This window comes from Deinococcus sonorensis KR-87 (assembly GCF_040256395.1).
GTDB lineage: Bacteria > Deinococcota > Deinococci > Deinococcales > Deinococcaceae > Deinococcus > Deinococcus sonorensis.
Window position 1 is genome coordinate 2,617,730 of record NZ_CP158299.1, and the last position, 20,850, is coordinate 2,638,579.

The following is a 20,850-nucleotide window of genomic DNA, read 5'->3' on the forward strand; positions in this document are numbered from 1 at the left end:
CAGCGCCGGATGGGGGTGGCCCGTGCAGCCCGTCAGCGCCGGATGTTCACGATGGTGACGCCGTGTCCGCCCTGATTCGGCTCGGCGTCGTGGAAGCTCTCGACCCGTTTGTCGGTTTTCAGGTAGTCGCGCAGCAGCCGGCGCAGCACCCCCTGTCCCTTGCCGTGCACCACCCGCAGCGGCGACTCCTTGAGGGCGTGGGCCTCTCCAATGGCCTGCCGCAGCTCCTCCACGGCCTCCTCGACGTGCTGACCGCGCAGCTGCAGTTCGGAGCGGAAGGTGGTGGGTGAGGTCCCACCGAAGCTGGTCCGGACCTTCGGCTTCTCTTCCGGCTTGAGCCGCACGTCGCGGCGGCGCACGTTGACCTTCATAACGCCCAGCTGCACCACCAGCTCGTCGCCGCGCACCTCCAGCACCTGCCCGGTGGCGCCGTAGGCCGGCACGTCCACCGTGCTGCCGCTGCGCAGCGGGTCACCGCGCGGCGCCTCCGGGGCGGCCGGCTGCGGCCGGGTCGCCTGCGCCTGCCGCCGCAGCTGCCGCAGCTCCTCCAGCACTCGCGGCCGCGCCGACTCCTCGCGGGCCCGGCCGCGCAGGCCGCGCACCTGCTCCAGCGCGTTTACATACAGCGTCTCGGCCTTCTGCGACGCCTCGGCGATCAGCTCGTCACGGCGGCTGTTCAGCGTGGCGCGCTCCTGCTGAATGCGGCTCAGCTCGCCCTCGGCGCCGCGGCGCGCCACCTGGGCGGCCTCCAGTTCGCCGCGCAGCTGATCGCGCTCACGTTCCAACTGCTCCAGCAGCGCCTCCAGCAGACCGCCTTCCGGTCCCAGGATGTTTTCGGCCCGGCCCAGCACCCCCTCCGGCAGCCCCATGCGCCGCGCGATCGCCAGCGCATAGCTGCGCCCCGGCTGGCCCACCTGCAGCCGGTAGGTAGGCCGCAGCGCCGACAGGTCAAAGCCCATGCTGGCGTTCTTGAGCCCCGGCGTTTCCAGCGCGAACAGCTTGAGCGGCGCGAGGTGAGAGGTGATCACGCCGCGCGCATCCTGAGCCAGCAGCTGCTCGATCATTGCCTGCGCCAGCGCCGCGCCCTCGGCCGGGTCGGTGCCACTGCCCAGCTCGTCCACCAGCACCAGCGTGCGGATGCTGGCGCCTTCCAGCACCTGACGAAGATGCTGCAGGTGCGCGGCGAAGGTGGAGAGGCTGGCCTCGATGCTCTGCTCGTCCCCTATGTCCACCAGGACGTCCTGGACCACCGGCAACGCCGCCTTGCTGGCCGCCACGTACATGCCACACTGGTGCATCAGGACCGCCAGCCCCAGGGTCTTGAGGGTGGCCGTCTTGCCGCCCATGTTGGGACCGGTGATCAGCAGCAGGCGCGTGTCGCCCAGCACCAGATCGTTGGCCACCGCGTCCTCAATCAGCGGGTGCCGGGCTTCGCGCAGGGTATACAGGCCGTCAGGGGCCTGCTCCGGGCGGTTCAGGCGCCAGTCGCGGGCCAGCCGGGCCTTGGCCGCGATCAGGTCCAGCTCGGCCAGGGTGCTGAGCGTCTGCTCAATGGCCTCATCCTGCGCCACCAGGCCCGACAGCTCGGTCAGGATGCGGCGCACCTCGGCCTCCTCGTCGAGCAGCAGGCGCGCCAGCTCGTTGTTGAGCGGCGTGACCGCCGCCGGCTCCACGAAGTACGTCTGCCCGGTGCCGGAGCTGTCCACGATGATGCCCTGCACCTGCCCCACCCGGCTGGCCTGCACCGGCAGCACGTAGCGGTCACGGCGCAGCGTCACGATGTGTTCCTGCAGCACGTCGCTCCACTGCTCCAGCGTGTTGGTCAGGCGCTCGCGGATCCGGTCCCGCAGCGGCCCGATGCGCCGGCGCAGGTCGCGCAGGCGGGGGCTGGCGTCGTCGCGGACCTCGCCGCTGCGGTCCAGGCTTTCCAGCACCCGCCGCACCAGCAGGCCGTGTTCGCCCAGGCCCATCGCCACCTCGCGCAGCGGACCGCGCGAGTTCTGGGCCACCGCCCGCCGCACGCTCATGCTGGCGTCCAGGGTGTACCCGACCTCCAGCAGCTCCTGGCCGAGCAGGACCCGGCCGTCACGCGCCCGCTCCACTACCGGCCGGATGTCCTGGATGCCGCCCAGGCTCAGCGACACCCCGAACAACGCGTCTTCCAGCTCGTCGAGTTCCCGTCCGATGCGCCCCGCGTCCGGGCTGGGGCACAGCTGCCGCGCCCGCTCCACACCCATGCGGGTGGCGGTACGCGTGGCGAGCGCCTCACGGATGCGTGGAAAGTCCAGGGTCGCGAGCGCTGCCTCCGGAAACGTGGTGACGGTGGGAACAGAGAGATCGGACGGCACGCCCGGATTATACGGGGACCGCCGCTGACAACCGTGCGCCAGGTGGCTTATCAAAGGGCCATGCTGCCTGAGCCAGCTGGCCGAGCCGCCGGATGGGCGGCCACCTGTACGGGCCCTACCGTTCCGGCAGCCACTCGCGGGCCAGCACCTCGCGGTTGAGCAGCTCCGCGTCGTAACGGGCGCTGCCCAGCACCCGCAGCGCCACGTCCGTCAGCTCCGGGTCGAACTGCCGCCCGCGCTGCCGCACCAGCTCGGCCAGGGCGTCCTGCCGGTCCCAGGCCAGCTTGTAGGGCCGGAAATGCACCAGGGCATCGAACACGTCCGCCAGGGCCACGATGCGGCCCATCAGCGGAATCTCGCGGCCGGCCAGCCCGTTCGGATACCCTCCCCCATCCCAGCGCTCGTGGTGGGTCAGCGCGATCTGGCGGGCCATGTTCAGCACCTCCGACTGCCCGCCGGACAGCAGCCGCGCCCCGATCAGGGTATGGCGCTTCATCTCCTCGAATTCGGCGGCCGTCAGCTTGCCCCGCTTCAACAGGATGGCGTCGGGAATGCCGATCTTGCCCACATCGTGCAGGCAGGCCGCCACCCGCAGCGTGTCCACCTGGCTGCGCGACAGGCCCAGCTCCTCAGCGATCAGCGCCGCCCCGATCCCCACCCGGCGGGTGTGTTCTCCGGTGGCGTCGTCGCGGAACTCGGCCGCCATCGCCAGCCGCGCCACCACTTCCATCTGCGCCTGTTCCAGATCGGCGGTCCGGGCCTGCACCAGGGCCTCGGCCTCCGCCTGCGCCTGTTCGGCCACCGCCCGCTGCGCGCGGCTCAGCCGGGCCTCCGCCTGCGAGCGTTCCACATCGAACTGCATCATCAGGGTCCGGGTGGTGCGGTCCCGTTCGGCGCTGAACAACTCCCGCTCCTGGGCGTGGTAGGCCTCGAAGTGCTCCAGCGCCTCGGCCAGCCGGCCCTGGCGTTTGTACAGATCCGAAAGCATCTGGTGCGCGTCGCGCAGGCCCTTGGCCCGGCCGCCCACACCGGCCAGGTCCAGCGCCTCACCCAGCAGCCCGGCGGCCGTCTCCAGGTCACCCTGCGCCGCCGTCAGCCGGCCCACGCTCAGCAGGGCGTCCAGCTCGCCGTCGGCGTACTCGATGCCCCGGGCGATGTCGCGCGCCGAACGGTAACAGTCGAGCGCCTGCACCGGGTCGCTGGCCTGTTCGTACCAGCTGCCCAGACTGTCGAGCACGTTGACCCGCAGCGGCAGGAAGCCGTGCGTCTTGGTGAGCTCCAGCGCGGCCTGATAGCAGGCGAACGCCTCCTGATCCGCCCGCTGATGCTGCAGCGCCAGCCCCAGGTTAATCAGCGTGGCCGCCTGCAGTTGCCGGTCGCCGAGCTCGGCACTCTCCTGCAGCGCCTGCCGGAAATTGCTCTCGGCACCCGGGTAGTCCTCGGCGTCCAGGTACACGCTGCCGAGATTGAACATGATGTTCAGCCGCAGCTTCCGCTCGTCCGGATGGTCCTCGATCAGCGAGTAGGCCCAGCGCAGCGACGAGATGGCGTCGTCAGTGCGCCCGATGCTGCTCTGCAGCTGCCCGATGTTGCAGCTCGCCACGCATTCGCCGTGCGTGTCGCCGCAGGAGTGGTACAGCAGGGCCGCGTCACGCAGCACGGCAATGGCGTCCGCATACAGCCCCCGGGTGCGGTACACCGCCGACAGGGCGTTGAGCCCGGCCGCCTCCAGCTCCGGCACCTGCTGTTGCCGTGCCAGGTACAGACAGCGCCCGACCAGATCCTGCGCTTCGGCGAGGTTGCCGGACTGCAGCCGCAGGTAGGCCAGCCGCAGATACGCTGCGCTGCGCGGCCGATCGAAGGTCTCTGGCTGGTCCGACACCAGCTCCAGCAGCTGTTCGGCCGTCAGCTCGCTTTCCATCAGCTGGCCGGCCTCAAAGTGCCCTTCCACCTCGATCAGCAGGCTCCACACCTGCGCCTCGGTGTCGCCATCCCGCTCCGCAACCTCACGCGCCTGCCGCGCCAGCGCGAGTGCCCCCGGCACGTCAGATTTGAGCAGCGGCTGAGCCTCACCGACCAGCCGGCGCGCCTCCACACTGCCGCCGGGCGTCAGGGACGCCTGCAGCAGCCACCCGATCATGCCCCGCGACCCTTCCTGACCGCCACTCAGTTGCCCTTGTCGCCGGCCTTCAGGCTGCGCAGGAAGGTTTCCAGGTTGGCCCGGCCGCTGCCCAGCTTGCCCCGGTACGGGAGGTTGCCCGGCAGAGCGTCCACCGGATCAGCACTGGCCAGCAGGTGCGCCGCCACGGCCTCCGGGCTGGAGGACGGGGCCGCCAGACGCGCGTCCGGATGCTCGCCCAGCGCCAGCGCCAGCGCTCCGGCCGCCACCGGGGCCGACATGGAGGTGCCGCTCCAGGCCGCTAGCATGTTGTGCGGGGCCGGGCCGTACACCTCCTCGCCGGGGGCCATCAGTTCCAGGTGGCTGCTGTAGTTGGAGAAGCTGGACTTCAGGTCCAGGCGGCTCACGCTGCCCACGCTGATCACCCGGTCCTTGTGCTTCCCGGAGGCGGCGTCGTCGGCCGGATAGTTCAGCCGGTTCTGCCCCTCATTGCCGGCCGAGACGGTGATCAGCACGCCCGCCTCACTCGCCCGGTCCATCGCGTCCTGGATAATTTTGGAGCGGCTACCGGTGCCCAGGCTCAGGTTGATGACGCTGGCGTGGCAGCTGACCGCCCAGTCAATGGCGCGGGCCACGCTCAGCACGTCGCCACTGCCGTCCGGCCCCAGCGCGCGCAGCGGGAGGATGGTGGCCGCCGGGGCAATCTGCAGCACGATGCCGGCGGTGTTGGTGCCGTGTCCGTAGCCGCCTTCCCCGAAGGTACCCACATCGCTGGGATCGTTGTCGTCGTCGTAGAAGTCGCGCCACTCGTTCTGCGGCGCCAGCGACCCCTGGAACGCCTCATGGCTGAGGTCCAGGCCGGTGTCGATCATCGCCACCTTGACGCCCTGGCCCAGGTGCGGCGCGAGCTTCTGGGCCTGCTCCAGATGAATCTGGGTCCAGATGCTGGTGTTCTCCGGCACCACCTGGAACTGGCCGCTGGCCCACACTGTGGCCTTGCCGCTGGCCCAAACGGTCGCCTTGCCACTGGCGAAGGCGGTCATGCCGCCGCCGCTGACTGCGCGCGCGTTCGATTCGCGCACCGGGGCGTGGGCGCTGTCCTGAGGCAGGGTGGCGCTGCGGGTCGCCAGCAGCGCATAGCCCTGCTGCGGCCGGAATGCGATGACCTTGCCGTCGTAGCGGGCCGCCAGCTGTTCCGGAGCGTCGGCCGCCGTGACCGCGAGCGTGACGGCGTACGGGTAACTGGCGGTGGGCGTGGCGACAGCGTCCCCTGCAGCGGTGAGCGAGGGGGCCGGCGCGACGGAGCCGCAGGCACTCAGCAGGCCGCTGGTCAGCAGGCCCAACATCAGAGAAGAACGGGGCAGGTTCATGGAAGCTCCTCTCAGAGCAGGGACCGGGAACGACGAAACGGGACGGAAACACGTTGGCGCAGGCAGGTTGGAAAGGAACCGACGACCGCTGCTGGGGGGCAGGCTCTGGCTTCCTAAGTGTTAAGCCAGACTACTATTCAGGGTGACAGGCCCTCTGGCACACTGTCAATTCCCCTTGCGAATGAAGGGGCCTGCCCCCCGAGACCGGCGGCCCTGCGTGAAAAACTTCATGGTGACCGAGCCGGGACCGGGTCAGTCGCCGCGAGCCGGATGCTACCCTTCAGGGCAGCAGCGCGCGCTGCCAGAAGGAGCCCCTGACCGTGAGCATGACCCCCGCCGAACTGAGGACCTATCTGAGTGCCCTGGTGGCACGGCAGCTGCCGCTCTCCACCATGATCTGGGGGCCGCCGGGCGTCGGCAAGAGCAGCGTGGTGGCGCAGGTGGCCGCCGAACATGACCTGGAGTTCGTGGACGTGCGGCTCTCGCAGCTGGCCCCCACCGACCTGCGCGGCCTGCCGGTGGCCGAACACGGCATCAGCCGCTGGTATCCACCGGAGTTTCTGCCGCAGGGCGGACGCGGCGTGCTGTTTCTGGACGAGGTCAACATGGCTCCGCCCACCATGCAGGGCATGGCGCAGCAGCTGATTCTGGACCGCCGGGTGGGCAGCTACGTGCTGCCGGCCGGCTGGTTCGTGTGGGCGGCCGGTAACCGCAAGGAGGACCGGGCCAGCGTGTTCGACATGCCGGCGCCGCTGGCCAACCGCTTCCTGCACCTGACGGTGCGCCCGGATTTCGATGCGTTCCGCAGCTACGCGCTGGGCCGCAGCCTGCACGAGCACATCCTGGCGTTCTTGACCTTCCGTCCCGAACTGCTGCACCGCCTGGACACCACCCAGCCGGCGTGGCCCAGCCCGCGCGCGTGGGAGATGGCGTCAGCGCTGCACCGGGCCGGGCTGGACGTGGCCCCGGCGGTGGGTGAGGCGTCCGGCGCCGAGTTCGCGGCCTTCGTGCAGCTGTACCAGCAGCTGCCGGACCTGGGCGTGGTGCTGAGCGGGCAGGGCCGCGACCTGCCGCTGCCGGAGGAGCCAAGCGTGCGCTACGCCGCCGTGGTGGGTCTGGCGGCCCGCGCCGCCGACGCGCAGCAGGGCTTCCACGCCTTCTCGTGGCTGGCCGGACACGCCGGGCCGGAGTGGTTGCAGCTGTACGTGGCGACCCTGGTCAGCAAATTCCAGGCGCTGGGGCAGCTCGGAGACCTGCTGGGCCTGATGGAGCGCGAGCCCCGGCTGGCCCAGCTGATTCAGGGTGCGGCCGAGCTGAGCGCGGGCTAGCCGGGCGTGGCCACTCCCTCCGATCCCGCCTTCGCCCGGCTGCTGTCCGGGTCGCGGCTGCGGCTGCGCGGCAAGAGTGCATTCTTTGCCACCCTGCTGCTGCAGGCCGACATCGTGCCGTCGCAGGAGGTGGCGCTGGCCGCCACCGACGGCGACCGGGTGTTCCTGAACCCGCAGGCGGCGGCCCAACTGCCACCGGCCCTGCTGGACGGCCTGCTGTTGCACGAGGTGCTGCACGCGGCCCTCTCGCACGTTCAGCGGCGCGGTCCGCGCGAGGCGAAGCGCTGGAACCGCGCCGCCGACCTGATCGTGAACGGCATGGTGGCGAGCGCCGGCCTGCCGACCCTGGAAACGGCCCCGCGCGACGCGCACCTGGAGACCCTGAGCGTGGAGGAGGTGTACGCCGCGCTGGAAGGCCAGGAGCAGTCGCAGGACGAGGAGGACGAGGACCTGCTGGACGCGCCTCCGTCCGACGCTCCTCCCCGCGAGGGCGGCCGCTCCGGCGACACACCCGCCCGGCAGGCCCGGCGCTGGAGCCAGACGCTCGCCCAGGCGCGGGCCGCCGAGAGCCTCAGCGGGCACGGCAGCGACCCGCTGGGGCTGCACCGCGAACTGGCCCGGCTGGCGCCCGCGCGGCTCGACTGGCGCAGCCACCTGTGGCGCTTCCTGGCGCGCACGCCCACCGACTTCGGCGGCTTCGACCGGCGGTTCATCGGGCGCGGGCTGTACCTGGAGGCGCTGGACGACGAGAGCCTGCGGGCATTGATTGCGGTGGACACCTCCGGCAGCGTGGACGACCAGGCGGTGCAGGCGCTGATCGCGGAGGTGCAGGGGGTGCTGGGCGCCTATCCGCATGTGCAGGCGGAGCTGTATTACGCCGACACCGAGGCCTACGGCCCGTACCCGCTGACCGCCGGGTCCGAGATTCCGCCGCCGCAGGGTGGAGGCGGCACCGACTTCCGGCCGGTGTTCGTGCGGGCCACGGAGCAGGAGCCGGACGTGATCATCTACCTGACCGACGGCTACGGCGACTTTCCGGAGCTGGTGCCGCGCAGTCCGGTGCTGTGGGTGGTGCCGCCCGGCGGCCTGGAAGACGAGGGGTTCCCGTTCGGCGAGGTGCTGCGGCTGGAGGAACGGGCATAAGCTGTGCCCAGGAGCGCGCTCCCACCTTTCCTATGACCCAGACCCACCCGGACCTTCCCCCACCGACCGCCACCGCCGATCGCCTGACCCAGCTGAGCCAGCACCCCGCCGCTGAGGTCCGCGAGGCCGTGGCCCGCCACCCCAACACCCCGCCCGAGCGGCTGGGCGAACTGGCCGAGCAGCATCCGGACGCGGTGCTGCACAACCCGGCCCTCACGCTGCTGCGGCTGGCCCGCCCGGGGCTGCTGGGCAGCTGGTCCGGGGAGGCCGTGGCCCGGCTGGCCGCGCTGCCGGACGCGCCCGACTGGGTCCAGGAGGCGGCCATGCGCCACGATCAGGTGCTGGCCAAGCTGGCAGTGGCCGGCCGCAGCGACCTGAGCGAGGCGCGGGTGCGGCAGCTGGCCGGCAGCGCCGAGTGGCAGCTGCGCGAGGCGGCGGCCCGGCGGCCGGACCTCCCGCCGGACCTGCTGCCTGCCCTCGCGACCGATCAGGACTATGACGTGCGCAAGGCGGTGGCGGCGCGCGACGAGTTGCCCACCGAGCTGCAGGACCTGCTGCTGCAGGACAGCCACGCCTTCGTGCGGGCGGTGATGGCGCGGCGCCTGGACCTGTCGCTGCCGCACCTGCTGGCCCTGGCCACCGATCATGACCTGGACGTGCAGGCGACCATCGCACGGCGCGGCGACCTGCCGGGCGCGGTGCGGCTGGCGCTGGCCACCAGCGACGCGCCGGGCGTCCGGGCCGCCGCGATGCAGGCGTGGCAGGTGCCGCCGGACTGGCTGAGCCGGGCTGCCCAAGACACCGACCCGGATGTCCGGGCCGCGCTGGCCCGGCGGCCCGGCGTGACGCCAGAGCTGCTGAGGCAGCTGGCCGAGGACCCGTCCGAGGTGGTGCGGCGCGCCCTGCTGGAGCGCGACGACCTGCCGGAAGCCGCCATCCTGGCGCTGATCCGCTCGCCGGAACAGGACCTGCGGCTGCACGTGGCCGCCGCCGCTCAGCTGCCGGCCGGGGTGCTGGAGGCGTTGAGCCTGGATCCGGACCCGGCCATCCGCACCGTGCTGTGCGTGCGGCCGGACCTGCCGCCGGAGCTGCGCGACCGGCTGGCGGCCGACCCGTCGCCAGAGGTGCGGCGGGCGGTGGCGCTGAGCGAGCATCCGGGCAACGCGCTGCTGCTGCAGCTGAGCCGCGATCCCCATGCTGGCGTGCGGCGGGCGGTGGCCGCCCATCCAGCGCTGCCGGACGAGGGCCTGGAGGCGCTGCTCACGGACCCGGACGCGGGGGTGCGGCTGGCGCTGGCGGGTCGCCCTGGCCTGCCGGACCCGGCCCGCAGCGCCCTGCTGCACGACCGCGAGGCCACGGTGCGGGCTGAGGCGCAGACCCGGCCCTGACCGGGCGCTGCGGGCCAACCCTCAGGTGTCCAGCCGCTGCACGGTGCTGCCGCTCAGGGTGCTCTTGCTGACCAGCAGGTGCACCGGCAGCCGCTCCGACAGGCTTTCGATGTGGGTGATGACGCCCACCATCCGGCCACTGGTGCGCAGGTTCTCCAGCGCGCCGGCCACTGCCTCCAGCGCCTGCGGGTCCAGCGTGCCGAAGCCCTCGTCAAGAAACAGCGCGCCCAGCACCTGATTGCCAGCCAGGTAGTCGCTCAGCGCGATGGCGAGGCTCAGACTGGCCAGAAAGGTCTCGCCGCCCGACAGCGTGCGCACGGCCCGGGCCTCACCGGCGTTCCAGAGGTCCTGCACCACGTAGTCGCCGTCCTGCAGCCCCAGCCGGTAGCGCTGGTCGCTGATGTCGTATAGCAGCTGGCCCGCACCGGACAGCAGCCGCGATTCCACCTCCTGCAATAGGTACTGCTGGAATTCGCCCACCGCCAGACTGCCGGAGAGCGTCTTCCAGGTATCGAGCTGAGACGAGGTGCGCTGCGCTTCGGCCTCAAGCTCACCCTTGCGCGCCAGCCGCTCCCGCCCCGAGCGCAGCTGTTCGGCCAGCCGCCCGGCATGCTCGCGGGCGGCGTTCAGCTCGGTCTCGGTGGCGGCCAGTTTGCGCTCGGCGGCCCCCAGCGCGGCCGGATCATGGTCCTGGCCGCCCAGTTTGCGCTGCTGCTCCCGCAGCTCTGCCTCCAGCCGCACCCGTTCCTGCTGGTGCTGCTGCACCGCCTCCTCGAAAGCCGCAATCTGCGCTTCCGGCAGCGCCGCCGCCCGCGCCTCCGCCTCGCTGAGCCGCAGCTCGGTCAGGCCAGACTGGGCGGCGTGGCGTGCGGCCTCCCCCTCCTGCTGCCGGTCGCTGGCCACCACCTGGGCCGCCTCCAGGCGAGCCTCGGCGCCGCTCAGCGTGCTGCTGGCCCGGGCCAGCGCCACACGCGCCGCCTCGACCGCCTGTCCCAGCTGTTCGATCTGCTCCTGGCAGCGCCGCAGGGCCGCCGCCGGGTCCGGGCCTGCCTGCCGCACCAGCCCGGCCAGACCCGCCAGCAGCCGGGCCGCCAGCTCGGCCGGCTGACCGGTGACGCTGGCCTCGGCCAGCTGCAGGTCCTGTTCGCGGGCCTGCAGGTGCTGCCGCTCCTCCTGCAGCTGCTGCTGTCCCTCGGCCAGCGTACGGGCACGCACCCGCGTCTCGGCCATCAGCTGTTTGCAGCGCTCGCGCAGCGTTTCCAGGGTCTGCTCCTGCCGCGCCAGCTGATCGCGCAGCGGGCTGAGGTCCGGCGCTGGGGTAGACGGCAGGTGCTGCACGCCCTGCTCACACAGCGGACACGGCTCACCCAGGTGCAGCAGGTGGCGGAAGGCCTGCACCCCGGCGTGGGCCTCCGCCTCGGTCAGCCGCGCTTTGGTCGCGTCGGCGTCCTGCTTCAGCCGTACGCCCTCGCCCTTCAGCCGCTCCAGTTCGGCCAGCTCTCGGCGCTGGGTCAGCTCCTCGGTGGCCAGGTCGGCGGCGCGGCGCTCGTGGGCGGAGCGGGCGGCGTCCAGCTGCACCCGCTCCAGACTGTTGCGCTTCTGGCGCTCGGCCGCCGCGTGCGCCTCGGCATGCTGCTCCTCGTCCCAGGGGAGCGGCTGGGCGTGCTGGGCGTCCGGTCGGCCACCGGCCCGCCGCAGCCGCTGCGCCAGCGCCTCACCTTCCCGCAGCTGCTCCGAGCGCTGACGCAGCGCCGGAATCCCCGCCGCCTGCGTCTCGGCGGTGGTCAGACGGGCTGTGGCCGCCTCGACCGTCCGCCGCGCCTCGGCCGCGTCCGCCTGCTGTCGGCGCAGCTCACCGGCCGCACGGGCCGCCGCCTGTTCGGCACGGGTGGCCACGTCCAGCAGGGGCAGCACGCCGGCCACCCGCCGGGCCGCGGCAGCACGCTCCGCACCTTCGCGAACCGCGCCCGCCTGCTGCTCCAGCCGCTGCACGCCCGCCTGCAGCCGCTGGATGGTGCTCCACGACTGCTGCACCTCGCGCAGCCGCTGCACGCTCAGGGTCAGCTGACCGCGCTGCTCGTCGAGCGTCTCGATGCGGGTGTGGGCGGCCACCTGATCGGCCTGCCAGCCGGCCAGCACCTCGGGGCTGATGTCGCCGTATTCGCGTTCCAGCCGGGTCTGGGCGCCCTTCAGCTCCAGGTCCAGCTGCCGGGTGCGGTCGCGCGCAAACTTGGCCATGTCCGCCACCTCCGACATGTTCATCAGCTCGCCCAGCAGCTTCTGCCGGTCGGCATTCTTGCCTTTCAGGAAGCTGCTGAATTCGCCCTGCGGCAGCAGCACGGCCCGCGTGAAGGCGGTGTAGTCCAGGCCCACCGCCTCCTCGATGCGGGCGTCGGTCTGGGCCACCTTGCTGTCGGTGCTGAGGTTCTGCCAGCGGCCCTCCGGGGCCAGCCACTGCTCGAACTTCACCTGATTGCCGGACGACTTGCGGCCGCGGCTGCGCGCCACCCGGTAGCGCTGCCCGCGCACCTCGAACTCCAGTTCCACCGCGCAGCCGCTGGCCCCCTGGCTGATCAGGGCCTCCATGCCGCTGCCGCCCAGCCGGGGCGTGCGGCCATACAGCGCAAACGTCATGGCGTCCAGCAGCGCACTCTTGCCGCTGCCGGTCGGACCGACGATGGCGAACAGGTCCAGGCCATCGAAGCTCAGGTGCTGCGGAGCGCGGAACGGCATGAAGCCCTGCACGCTGAGGGCCAGCGGCCTCACGCCTCCACCTCGCCCGCCTGCACCGCCTGCTGCGCTTCCAGAAAGGCCGTGCGCAGCGCGTCCGGCAGCTGTCCGCGCCGCTCACGGTAGTACTGCTCGAACAGCTGCAGGCGGCTGAGGTGCTCGCGCGAGGCCAGCGGGCTGAGCGCTTCGGGCAGCGCGTCGGCGTCCAGTTCCACCGCCAGCACGTTCGGCAGCATCCGCAGCACCTGATCCTTGAGGCCCGGCAGCGCGGTGCCGGCCGGGGCACTGACCACCACCTTGAGCAGCCCATCCAGCGACCGGGCCGCCGTGAGCCGCGCTTCCAGGTCGGCGTGCGTGACCCGCAGGGTGCGCAGGGTGCGGCCGCTGGCCAGCGGAATGGCCGTCACGTGGGCCGGGCGGCCCGGCTCCACCTCCACCAGATTCACCTGCTTCTGCTCCCCCCCCTCCCCGAAATCCAGCTGGATCAGGCTGCCGGGATAGTGGGCGATGCGGCTCTCCCCCACCACCTGCGGCTTGTGCACGTGCCCCAGCGCGGCGTACTGGGTGCCGGCCGGAAACTGGAGCCCCGACACGGTGTAGCTGTTGTGGATGTCCAGCGTGACGCTGCGCTGGCCGCTCGGCTGCGCGCCGTCCAGGGTGGCGTGCATCATCATCATGTTGACGGCGCCCGCCTGGTAGTGCTGGCCCAGCTGCCCCATCAGGAAGCCCATGCCGTCGCGGTAGCGCTGACGCCACGCGCCCACCTCCTGCCCGAACAGGTCGGCGGCCCGCAGCATCCGGCGCTCCGACAGGTAGGGAATCGCGGCCACCACCAGCGTTTCGCCGTTTTTGGCCTGCACGGTCCGCACCAGCCGGGACGGGTTGGCGCTCAGCTCGGCCACCATCTGCACGCCCACCCAGCCGAGCAGGCCGCTGAGGCTGTTCAGGCGGCTGGCGCTGTCGTGGTTGCCGGCCAGCACGACGCTGGGAATGCCCAGGTCGCGCAATCGCAGAAAAAAGTCGTAGACGATGCCCTCGGCGTCGGCGCCGGGGTTGACGGTGTCGAAGAGGTCGCCCGCCACCAGCACGGCGTCGGCTCGTTCGGTCCGGGCCAGCCCCACGATCTCGGTAAGGGCGTCGTGCAGTTCGGGAGTGCGGTCAAAGCCGCGTGTGTTCCGCCCAGCGTGAAAGTCGGCGGTGTGCAGGACGCGCATACCTTCACGCTATCAGCTTTGATGGCGCCCGCCCGGCGCGAATGCACGGTTGAGTGGCGCTACAGCATCCGGCGGGTGTACAGCTCGGAGCTGGCGAGGCTGGCCAGCAGCAGCAGTCCGGCCAGCGCGGCCACGAAGCCCGACACCTCGCGCGGTTGCACCGTCCAGCCGAGCGAACGGCCCAGGCTTCGGTAGATGCTGTTGAGCTGCCCGGCCGACCCAGCCGCGTAGTACTTCCCGTGGGTGGTGGTGGCGATGCCGGTCAGCGTCTCCGCATCGAACCCCGCGTTGAAGCCCCGGTAACCGCCCAGCGTCATCTGACCGCCCTCCGTGCCGAGTCCCACCGTGTAGACCTTGACGTCCAGGTCACGGGCCTGGGCTGCCGCCTGCAGCGGATCGATGCCGCGGTTGTTGCGCCCGTCCGAGAGCAGCACGATGGCCGCCGGGGGCCGCTTGCCGCCGGCTGGAGCCGTACTGGTTCCGGTCTGGCTGGGTCCGCGCTCCGGCAGCGCCTGCAACGCAGTCAGCAGCCCGGCGCCGATGGCGGTGCCGCGGCCCAGGTTCAGCTGGTCAATCGCGTCCAGCACCCGCTGGTGCTCGGTGGTGGGCGGCGTGTTCAGCACCGCGTAGCCGGCAAAACTGGCCAGCCCCACCCGCGCCCCGTCCGGCAGCGAGCGCACGAAGCGCCGGGCCGCCTCCTGGGCCGCCTGGATGCGGTTGGGCGCGATGTCGTCCGCGTCCATCGACTGCGAGACGTCCAGCGACAGCATGATGGTGGTGCGGTTGTCCGGCAGCGGCAGCGGCGCGGTGGGCCGCGCCAGCGCGATCAGCCCGAGCGCCAGGGCCGCCAGATACAGGCCGGCCGGAAGGTGACGCCGCAGTGAGCGGGGCTGACGGCTGGCCTGCGCCAGCAGCCGCAGGTCCGGATGCAGCGCCGCCGAGTGCGCCGGGCCACCCAGGCCGCGCCGGTACACCCACACCAGCAGCGGCACCGCCAGCAGGGCCAGCAGCGCCCAGGGCCATAGGAAACTCACGGGACCCTCCGCTGCCAGCGCAGCGACAGCGCCCCGCCGATCAGCAGCAGCAGCGCCGACACGCCGGCCAGCACCCCGCCCAGGTCCAGTCGGCCCGGCTCCCAGCGAATCACGGTGCCGAGCTCATGGAAGAGCGCTTTCAGCTGCTCGGCCCCGGGCGGCGACAGGAAGCGCCCACCGGTCAGCTGGGTCAGCTGCTGCAGCGTGGCGGTATCGAACGGCACAAAGACCGTCTGCCCGCCGATCACGCTGACCGAGCCGCCCGGCTTGCCCAGCGCCACGGCGTACAGCTTGACCCGGTTGTCCGAGGCGAAGCGGGCCGCGATCAGCGGGCTGGCCCCGCGGTTGGAGATGCCGTCCGAGAGCATCAGGATGGCGCCGGGCGGCAGCGTGGCCGGGTTGGTGGGCGTGGAGGGGGTGGACGGCGTGACGGTCCGGTCGGGGGTCAGTTCCTTGGGCGGCACCACGGCGGCGCGGCCCGGCAGCGCCCGGACGCCGCTGACCAGCGCGCCGGCAAAGCTGGTGGCCTGGGCCGGCTGCACCCGGCCGATGGCGTCCAGCAGCGCCTGACGGTCGGTGGTCGGCAGCACCAGCACCGAGGCGTTGTCCGAGAAGGTCAGCAGGCCGATGCGGGTGCTGCGCGGCGCCAGCCGCACGAACTCGCGGGCCACCTGCCGCGCCGCCTCTAGCCGGGTGGGCTTCACGTCGTCGGCGAGCATCGAGCGCGAGGCGTCCAGCGCGATCATCACAGCCGCCCGGTTCTGCGGCAGGATCGGCTGGGCCACCGGCTGGGCGGCCCCGAACAGCAGCAGCGCCAGCGCCCCGAGCTGCAACCCCAGCGGCCAGCGGGCGCGCGAGGGCCGCCCAGGGCTCAGCACCGACCCCAGCAGGTGGGCGTCGGCGTAGGCGCGCTGGCGCAGGTCACGCCGCCGGGCCGCCGCCCACAGCACCCACACCGCGAGCGGCACCAGCAGCAGCAGCCACAGCAGCGCCGGGAAGGTAAAGGTCATGCGCGCCTCCCCCGCCGCGCCGCCGTGAAGCGCAGCATCGGGGCCACCGGGTCGTGCTGGGTGTCCAGGTCCAGCAGGTCCACCTGGGCCGCCCGCAGCGCGTGGCGCAGCGCCGCGTCGCGGGTCGCCACCAGCCGGGCGTGCGCGGCCCGGACCTGCGGATCGGAGGTGTCCAGCCACAGCTCCTCGCCGCTCTCCGGGTCGCGCAGGCGCACGCCGCCCACGTCCGGCAGCACCCGCTCGGCCGGGTCTGAGACACGCACCGCCACCACGTCGTGCCGCTGCGCCAGCCGCCCAAGCGCCCCGGACCAGCCCTTGCCGTCGGGAGTGGCCAGCTCTAGGAAGTCCGAGATCACGAACACCAGCGAGCGGCGGCGCAGGGTGCGTTCCACCCCGGTCAGGGCCGTCTCCAGGTCGCTGCTCTTTGTCGGCGCCGGCACGCCGGACCCCGGACCGGGCGTCAGCAGCGACAGCACCGCCAGCGCCTGCGCCCGGCCGGTGCGCGGCGGGGCCATCCGGGCGCCGGTCCCGAAGGTCATGGCCCCCACCCGGTCGCCGTGGCGGGTGATCACCAGGCTGGCCAGGCCCACGAACTCGCGCACCAGATCGCGCTTCAGCACCCGGCGGGTGCCGAAGTTCAGGCTGCTGGAGGTGTCCACCACCAGCCAGGCAGTCAGCTCGCGCTCCTCGCGATACTGGCGGACGTGCAGGCGACCGGTGCGGGCCGTCACGTTCCAGTCCATGCGCCGCACCTCGTCGCCCGGCTGGTACTCGCGCACCTCCGCGAGGTCCAGGCTGGGGCCGTAGAACAGCCCCCGATAGTCGCCGAACAGGAAGCCGTCCAGCCGGCGCAGCACTTGCATCTCCAGCCGGCGCAGCAGGTGGGCCGGCAGCTCCAGCGGCGCGCGTGCCGGGCTGGCCGGAGCGGGCGGCGGTGTGGGGGGGGCCGCCCGCCGGCGGCGGCTAAGCAGGCTCATGAGGAGAGGGCGCCGCCGGCGCCTGATGCGGGTCGCCCAGGTGAACGCGCGGCAGCGGCACGGCCGCCACGATGCGCTGCACCACCTCCTCCAGCCGCACGTCCTCGGCCAGCCCCTCGTAGCTGAGCATGATGCGGTGACGCAGCACCTCCGGGGCCAAGTCGCGCACGTCCTCCGGCAGGGCGTACTCGCGGCCCCGCACGATCGCCAGCGCCTTGGCGCCCAGGATCAGGTTCACGCTGGCGCGCGGGCTGGCGCCGTAGGTGATGGCGCGCTTCAGTTCCGGCAGCCGCACCTCGCCGGGGTCACGGGTGGCGCGCGCCAGCGTGACGGCGTACTCGGTGACCGCCGGATGCACGTACACCTGATCAGCCATGCCCTGCAGCTCGCGCAGCTCATCCACCGTGAGCTGCTCCTGAATGGCCGGGAAGCGCTGCGACACCCGCTCCACCACCGTCATCTCTTCGTGGAAGCCGGGGTACCCGATCATCACCTTGAACATGAAACGGTCCACCTGCGCCTCCGGCAGGAAGTAGGTGCCCTCCGACTCGATCGGGTTCTGGGTGGCCAGCACCAGGAACGGGTCCGGCAGCCGGAAGGTCTCCAGGCCGATAGTCACCTGCCGCTCCTGCATCGCCTCCAGCAGCGCCGACTGGATTTTCGCGGGGGCGCGGTTGATCTCGTCGGCCAAGATCAGGTTGGCGAAGACCGGCCCAAGTTCCACCTCGAAGCGCCCGTCGCGCTGGTTATAGATGCGCGTGCCGATCAGGTCCGCCGGCACCAGGTCCGGGGTGAACTGCACCCGGCGGAAGGTGGCGCCGATGGCGTCGGCGGTGGTGCGGATGGCCAGCGTCTTGGCCAGCCCCGGTACTCCCTCGATCAGCACGTGGCCGCGCGCGATCAGGGCCACCAGCAGCCGTTCCAGCATCAGGTCCTGCCCCACGATCACCCGCTTGACCTCGAAGAGCAGGGTGCGCAGGCGGGCGGCAGCCTGGGTGACGGCCTGGGGCGACAGGGGGGTCAGCTTGGGTTCACTCGTCATCAGGACCTCAGGCGGGGATCGAAGTTGGGGGCGGGGGTGGTGGGGGCGGTCGGGTCTGGCGTGGTGGGCGAGCCGAACGGCGTGGTGGGCAGGCCGGGAATCGGGGAGGGGCCGGTATACGGGGTCAGCGGGATCAGTTCGTTGTCGCCGCCCGGCTGACCGGGACCCGGCTGGTTGCCCTGGCCCGGTCCCGGCTGCTGGCCCGGGGGGGACTGCCCCGGCTGCAGCTGGTACAGCTGGCCATTCATGTACAGCAGGGTGCACTGGCCCTGACCGGCGGGCGGCGGCGGACCCTGCCCCGGCTGCGGCTGGCCCTGCCCCTGGCCCGGCTGCTGACCGGGCGCCAGCGGCACCAGTTCCTGCGGATCGTTGGGGGCCTGCTGTGCCTGGTCGGGGGCCGACTGGGATGGGGGCGCCGCTCCACCTGGGGCCTCCGGCACGCCTCCCGGCGCGGCCTGCGGGGCGGCAGGGGCTTCATCGCCCGGAACCTTCTGCTGATCGCGCAGGGTGTCGTCCACCACCCGCTGCACGCGTGGCCCAGCCGTCTGCTTCTGGGGGACCGTCAGCGACAGGGCCGGGGCAGATTCGCCCACGCTGCCGCGCCCGGCCAGAAAGCCCAGGCTTCCAGCCAGCAGCGCCACTCCACAGAGGAGGGCCTTCACGGGGCATTTCCCGGCGCAATGAGATGCGGATGCACGTTGCCAGAACCGACCACGCCGACCTCCCGGGCCGCGCTGGCAAGTTGCCTGTTGGCCCTGGCCTTCACTGTAGGCCCTCCTTCTGCGAGAAGCCTGAAGCGCTTCACCAATCCGGCGCTCCCGGCACAAGGGTAAAGGCTGGATGAAAATCCGCTCTGCCCGGCTGGGGCGTTCCCGGCGCGGCCGGCCGCCGGGAGCCGGCCGGGCACGGATGCTATGCTCAGGACGAAATGGCCGCCCCTCACTCTGATGTCCACGCTCCGGTTCAGTTGCGCGTTACGGGCAGCGTCAACAAGGTGCGCTTCCGGGCCGAAAGCGGCTTCACGGTGGCGCTGGCCCGCCTGAAGAACGAGGAGGGCGAGGACCCGGACGCCACCCTGGTGGGCCTGATGCCGCCCATCGAGGTGGGTGACACCTTCAGTGCCGACGTCGTGATGGAAGAACACCGCGAGTACGGCTACCAGTACCGAGTGCTGAACCTGATCCTAGAGGCGGTGCCGGCAGACCTCACGCCGGAGGGCGTGGCTGCCTACCTGGAAGCGCGGGTGGATGGGGTGGGCAAGGTGCTGGCCGGGCGCATCGCGCGGCATTTCGGGGCCGGCACCTTCGACGTGCTGGGCAGCGAGCCGCAGCTGCTGTTGCAGGTGCCGGGCGTGACCCAGAGCACCCTGCACAAGATGGTCCAGAGCTGGAGTTCCCAGGGCTCGGAACGGCGGCTGCTGGCGGGGCTGCAGGGCCTGGGCCTGAGCATCTCGCAGGCGCAGAAGGCGCTGAAACACTTCGGAGAGCCGGCGCTCGACCACCTGCAGCAGGACCTGTACGCCCTGACCGAGGTGGAAGGCATCGGCTTCCTGACGGCCGACCGGCTGGCGCAGGCCCAGGGCGTGCCGCAGGATGACCCGCGCCGCCTGACGGCCGCCGCCGTGTACGCATTGCAGCAGGCGGCGCTTCAGGGCGGCCACAGCTACCTGCCGCGCGAGCGGGCAGTGAAGGGCATCATGCACTACACCCGCGTGGGGCTGCCGCAGGCGCAGCTGGCGCTGGACAACGCGCTGGAGTTCTCCCGCCTCAAGGACGACGACGGGCGCATCTACCTGCCGCACGCCCTGCGCGCCGAGCGCAAGCTGGCCCAGACCATCCGCGTGCTGCTGGCCACCCCGCCCGCCGAGGCCTGGGAGGTCCGGGACAACGCTGCCAGAGGGCTGGACGACGCCCAGGCACAGGTGCTGGAACTGCTGCGCGACCAGCGGCTGGTGGTGCTGACCGGCGGCCCCGGCACCGGCAAGTCCACCACCACCCGGCGGGTGGCAGATCTGGCGGAGGCGCTGGGCCTGGACGTGGGCCTGTGCGCGCCCACCGGCAAGGCGGCGCGGCGGCTGGGCGAGCTGACCGGGCGCACCGCCAGCACCATCCACCGGCTGCTCGGGTACGGCCCCGGCGGCTTCCGGAACAACCACCTGGAACCGGTGATGCACGACCTGATCATCGTGGACGAGGTGAGCATGTGCGGCGACGCGCTGATGCTGTCGCTGCTGTCGGCGGTGGCCCCGGGCGCGCGGGTGCTGCTGGTGGGCGACGTGGACCAGTTGCCCCCGGTGGACGCGGGGCTGCCCCTGATGGCACTCACCCAGGCTGCCCCCACCATCCGGCTGCAGAAGGTCTACCGTCAGGCGGCCCAGAACCCGATCATCGCGGCGGCGCACGGCCTGCAGCACGGCGAGGCGCCGCAGTGGGGCGACGCCCGCCTGAGTCAGGTGGCGGTGGAACCGGACGGCGGGGCGCGGCGGGTGGCGCTGCTGGTGCGCGAACTGGGCGGGCCTTCACAGGTGCAGGTGCTGACGCCCATGCGCAAGGGACCACTGGGCGTGGAGATGCTCAACCACCACCTGCAGGGCATCTTCAACCCCGGCGAAGGTGGTACCCGCATCGCGGACGGTGAGGCCCGGCCAGGCGACGTGGTGGTGCAGACCAAGAATGACTACCAAAACGAGGTGTTCAACGGCACGCTCGGCACGGTGCTGAGTGCCGGGCCGGGCCGCCTGCAGGTGGACTTTGACGGCAACGTGGTGGAACTGAGCGGTGCCGAGCTGTTCAACCTGACGCTCGGCTACGCCCTGACCGTTCACCGCGCCCAGGGCAGCGAGTGGGGCACCGTGCTGGGCGTGCTGCACGAGGTCCACGCGCCGATGCTCAGCCGTAACTTGGCCTACACCGCCCTGACCCGCGCCCGCGAGCGCTTCGTGGCGGCCGGATCCACCCGCGCCTGGGAAGTGGCTGCCCGCCGCCAGCGCGAGGAGCGCTGCACACATCTGCTGGAACGGATTCGCAGCGCATAGGTTCTGGAGATTCCACATCAAAGAAACGACACTCAGCAGATGCTGAGTGTCGTTTCTCTTCATTGGTGCTGTCCACTGCCCCTTCACGCCGACCCTTGCTCCGTTGGTTTGGT

14 protein-coding genes are annotated in these 20,850 nt (G+C 72.0%); 4 read left to right on the top strand and 10 right to left on the bottom strand.

Translation table 11 applies throughout. The features are described from left to right. Positions 1–32: 32 nt before the first annotated feature. From ABOD76_RS18150 to ABOD76_RS18160, 3 genes are all read right to left on the bottom strand, one after another. Positions 33–2,348 (bottom strand): endonuclease MutS2, encoded by a 2,316-nt coding sequence (locus ABOD76_RS18150; RefSeq protein ID WP_350243362.1) that lies wholly within the window; start codon positions 2,346–2,348, stop codon positions 33–35. A gap of 115 nt (positions 2,349–2,463) precedes the next feature. After that, positions 2,464–4,488 (bottom strand): HD domain-containing phosphohydrolase, encoded by a 2,025-nt coding sequence (locus ABOD76_RS18155; protein WP_350243363.1) that lies wholly within the window; start codon positions 4,486–4,488, stop codon positions 2,464–2,466. Positions 4,489–4,514: 26 nt separating this feature from the next. Beyond that, positions 4,515–5,837 (bottom strand): S8 family peptidase, encoded by a 1,323-nt coding sequence (locus tag ABOD76_RS18160; RefSeq protein WP_350243364.1) that lies wholly within the window; start codon positions 5,835–5,837, stop codon positions 4,515–4,517. A 320-nt stretch (positions 5,838–6,157) separates the two neighbouring features. On the opposite strand from ABOD76_RS18160, the gene ABOD76_RS18165 reads away from it, so the two are divergent. Genes ABOD76_RS18165 through ABOD76_RS18175 form a run of 3 tightly spaced genes read left to right on the top strand, consistent with a single transcriptional unit; the run spans position 6,158 to position 9,696 of the window. Next, positions 6,158–7,165 (top strand): ATP-binding protein, encoded by a 1,008-nt coding sequence (locus tag ABOD76_RS18165; protein WP_350243365.1) that lies wholly within the window; start codon positions 6,158–6,160, stop codon positions 7,163–7,165. Between the two features lie 6 nt (positions 7,166–7,171). Then, positions 7,172–8,308: a vWA domain-containing protein gene (locus ABOD76_RS18170; RefSeq protein ID WP_350243366.1), complete on the top strand. Its 1,137-nt coding sequence runs from the start codon at positions 7,172–7,174 to the stop codon at positions 8,306–8,308. A 32-nt stretch (positions 8,309–8,340) separates the two neighbouring features. Next, complete coding sequence (locus ABOD76_RS18175; RefSeq protein ID WP_350243367.1) at positions 8,341–9,696, top strand: hypothetical protein; 1,356 nt, start codon at positions 8,341–8,343, stop codon at positions 9,694–9,696. A gap of 21 nt (positions 9,697–9,717) precedes the next feature. Here ABOD76_RS18175 and ABOD76_RS18180 read toward each other — a convergent pair whose 3' ends face one another. Genes ABOD76_RS18180 through ABOD76_RS18210 form a run of 7 tightly spaced genes read right to left on the bottom strand, consistent with a single transcriptional unit; the run spans position 9,718 to position 18,365 of the window. Beyond that, complete coding sequence (locus ABOD76_RS18180; protein WP_350243368.1) at positions 9,718–12,462, bottom strand: SMC family ATPase; 2,745 nt, start codon at positions 12,460–12,462, stop codon at positions 9,718–9,720. Next, complete coding sequence (locus ABOD76_RS18185; RefSeq protein ID WP_350243369.1) at positions 12,459–13,640, bottom strand: exonuclease SbcCD subunit D; 1,182 nt, start codon at positions 13,638–13,640, stop codon at positions 12,459–12,461. The genes ABOD76_RS18180 and ABOD76_RS18185 overlap by 4 nt, the downstream gene beginning before the upstream one ends. 59 nt (positions 13,641–13,699) lie before the next feature. Further along, the gene (locus ABOD76_RS18190; protein ID WP_350243370.1) at positions 13,700–14,674 is read right to left on the bottom strand and encodes a VWA domain-containing protein; all 975 of its coding nucleotides are present in this window, start codon (positions 14,672–14,674) and stop codon (positions 13,700–13,702) included. Further along, positions 14,671–15,684 carry a VWA domain-containing protein gene (locus ABOD76_RS18195; protein WP_350243371.1) on the bottom strand — a complete coding sequence of 338 codons (1,014 nt, stop codon included), beginning with the start codon at positions 15,682–15,684 and terminating at the stop codon, positions 14,671–14,673. The genes ABOD76_RS18190 and ABOD76_RS18195 overlap by 4 nt, the downstream gene beginning before the upstream one ends. Then, the gene (locus tag ABOD76_RS18200) at positions 15,681–16,661 is read right to left on the bottom strand and encodes a DUF58 domain-containing protein (protein WP_350243372.1); all 981 of its coding nucleotides are present in this window, start codon (positions 16,659–16,661) and stop codon (positions 15,681–15,683) included. The genes ABOD76_RS18195 and ABOD76_RS18200 overlap by 4 nt, the downstream gene beginning before the upstream one ends. Next, positions 16,648–17,703, bottom strand: a complete 1,056-nt coding sequence (locus ABOD76_RS18205) for an AAA family ATPase (RefSeq protein WP_350243373.1) — start codon at positions 17,701–17,703, stop codon at positions 16,648–16,650. Before ABOD76_RS18205 ends, ABOD76_RS18200 begins: the two co-directional genes overlap by 14 nt. Beyond that, positions 17,703–18,365 (bottom strand): hypothetical protein, encoded by a 663-nt coding sequence (locus tag ABOD76_RS18210; RefSeq protein WP_350243374.1) that lies wholly within the window; start codon positions 18,363–18,365, stop codon positions 17,703–17,705. Before ABOD76_RS18210 ends, ABOD76_RS18205 begins: the two co-directional genes overlap by 1 nt. Positions 18,366–18,631: 266 nt before the next feature. Between ABOD76_RS18210 and recD2 the strand changes: the two genes are divergently transcribed. Beyond that, positions 18,632–20,737, top strand: coding sequence for an SF1B family DNA helicase RecD2 (gene recD2, locus ABOD76_RS18215; protein WP_350243375.1), 2,106 nt, complete (start codon positions 18,632–18,634; stop codon positions 20,735–20,737). Positions 20,738–20,850: the final 113 nt, after the last annotated feature.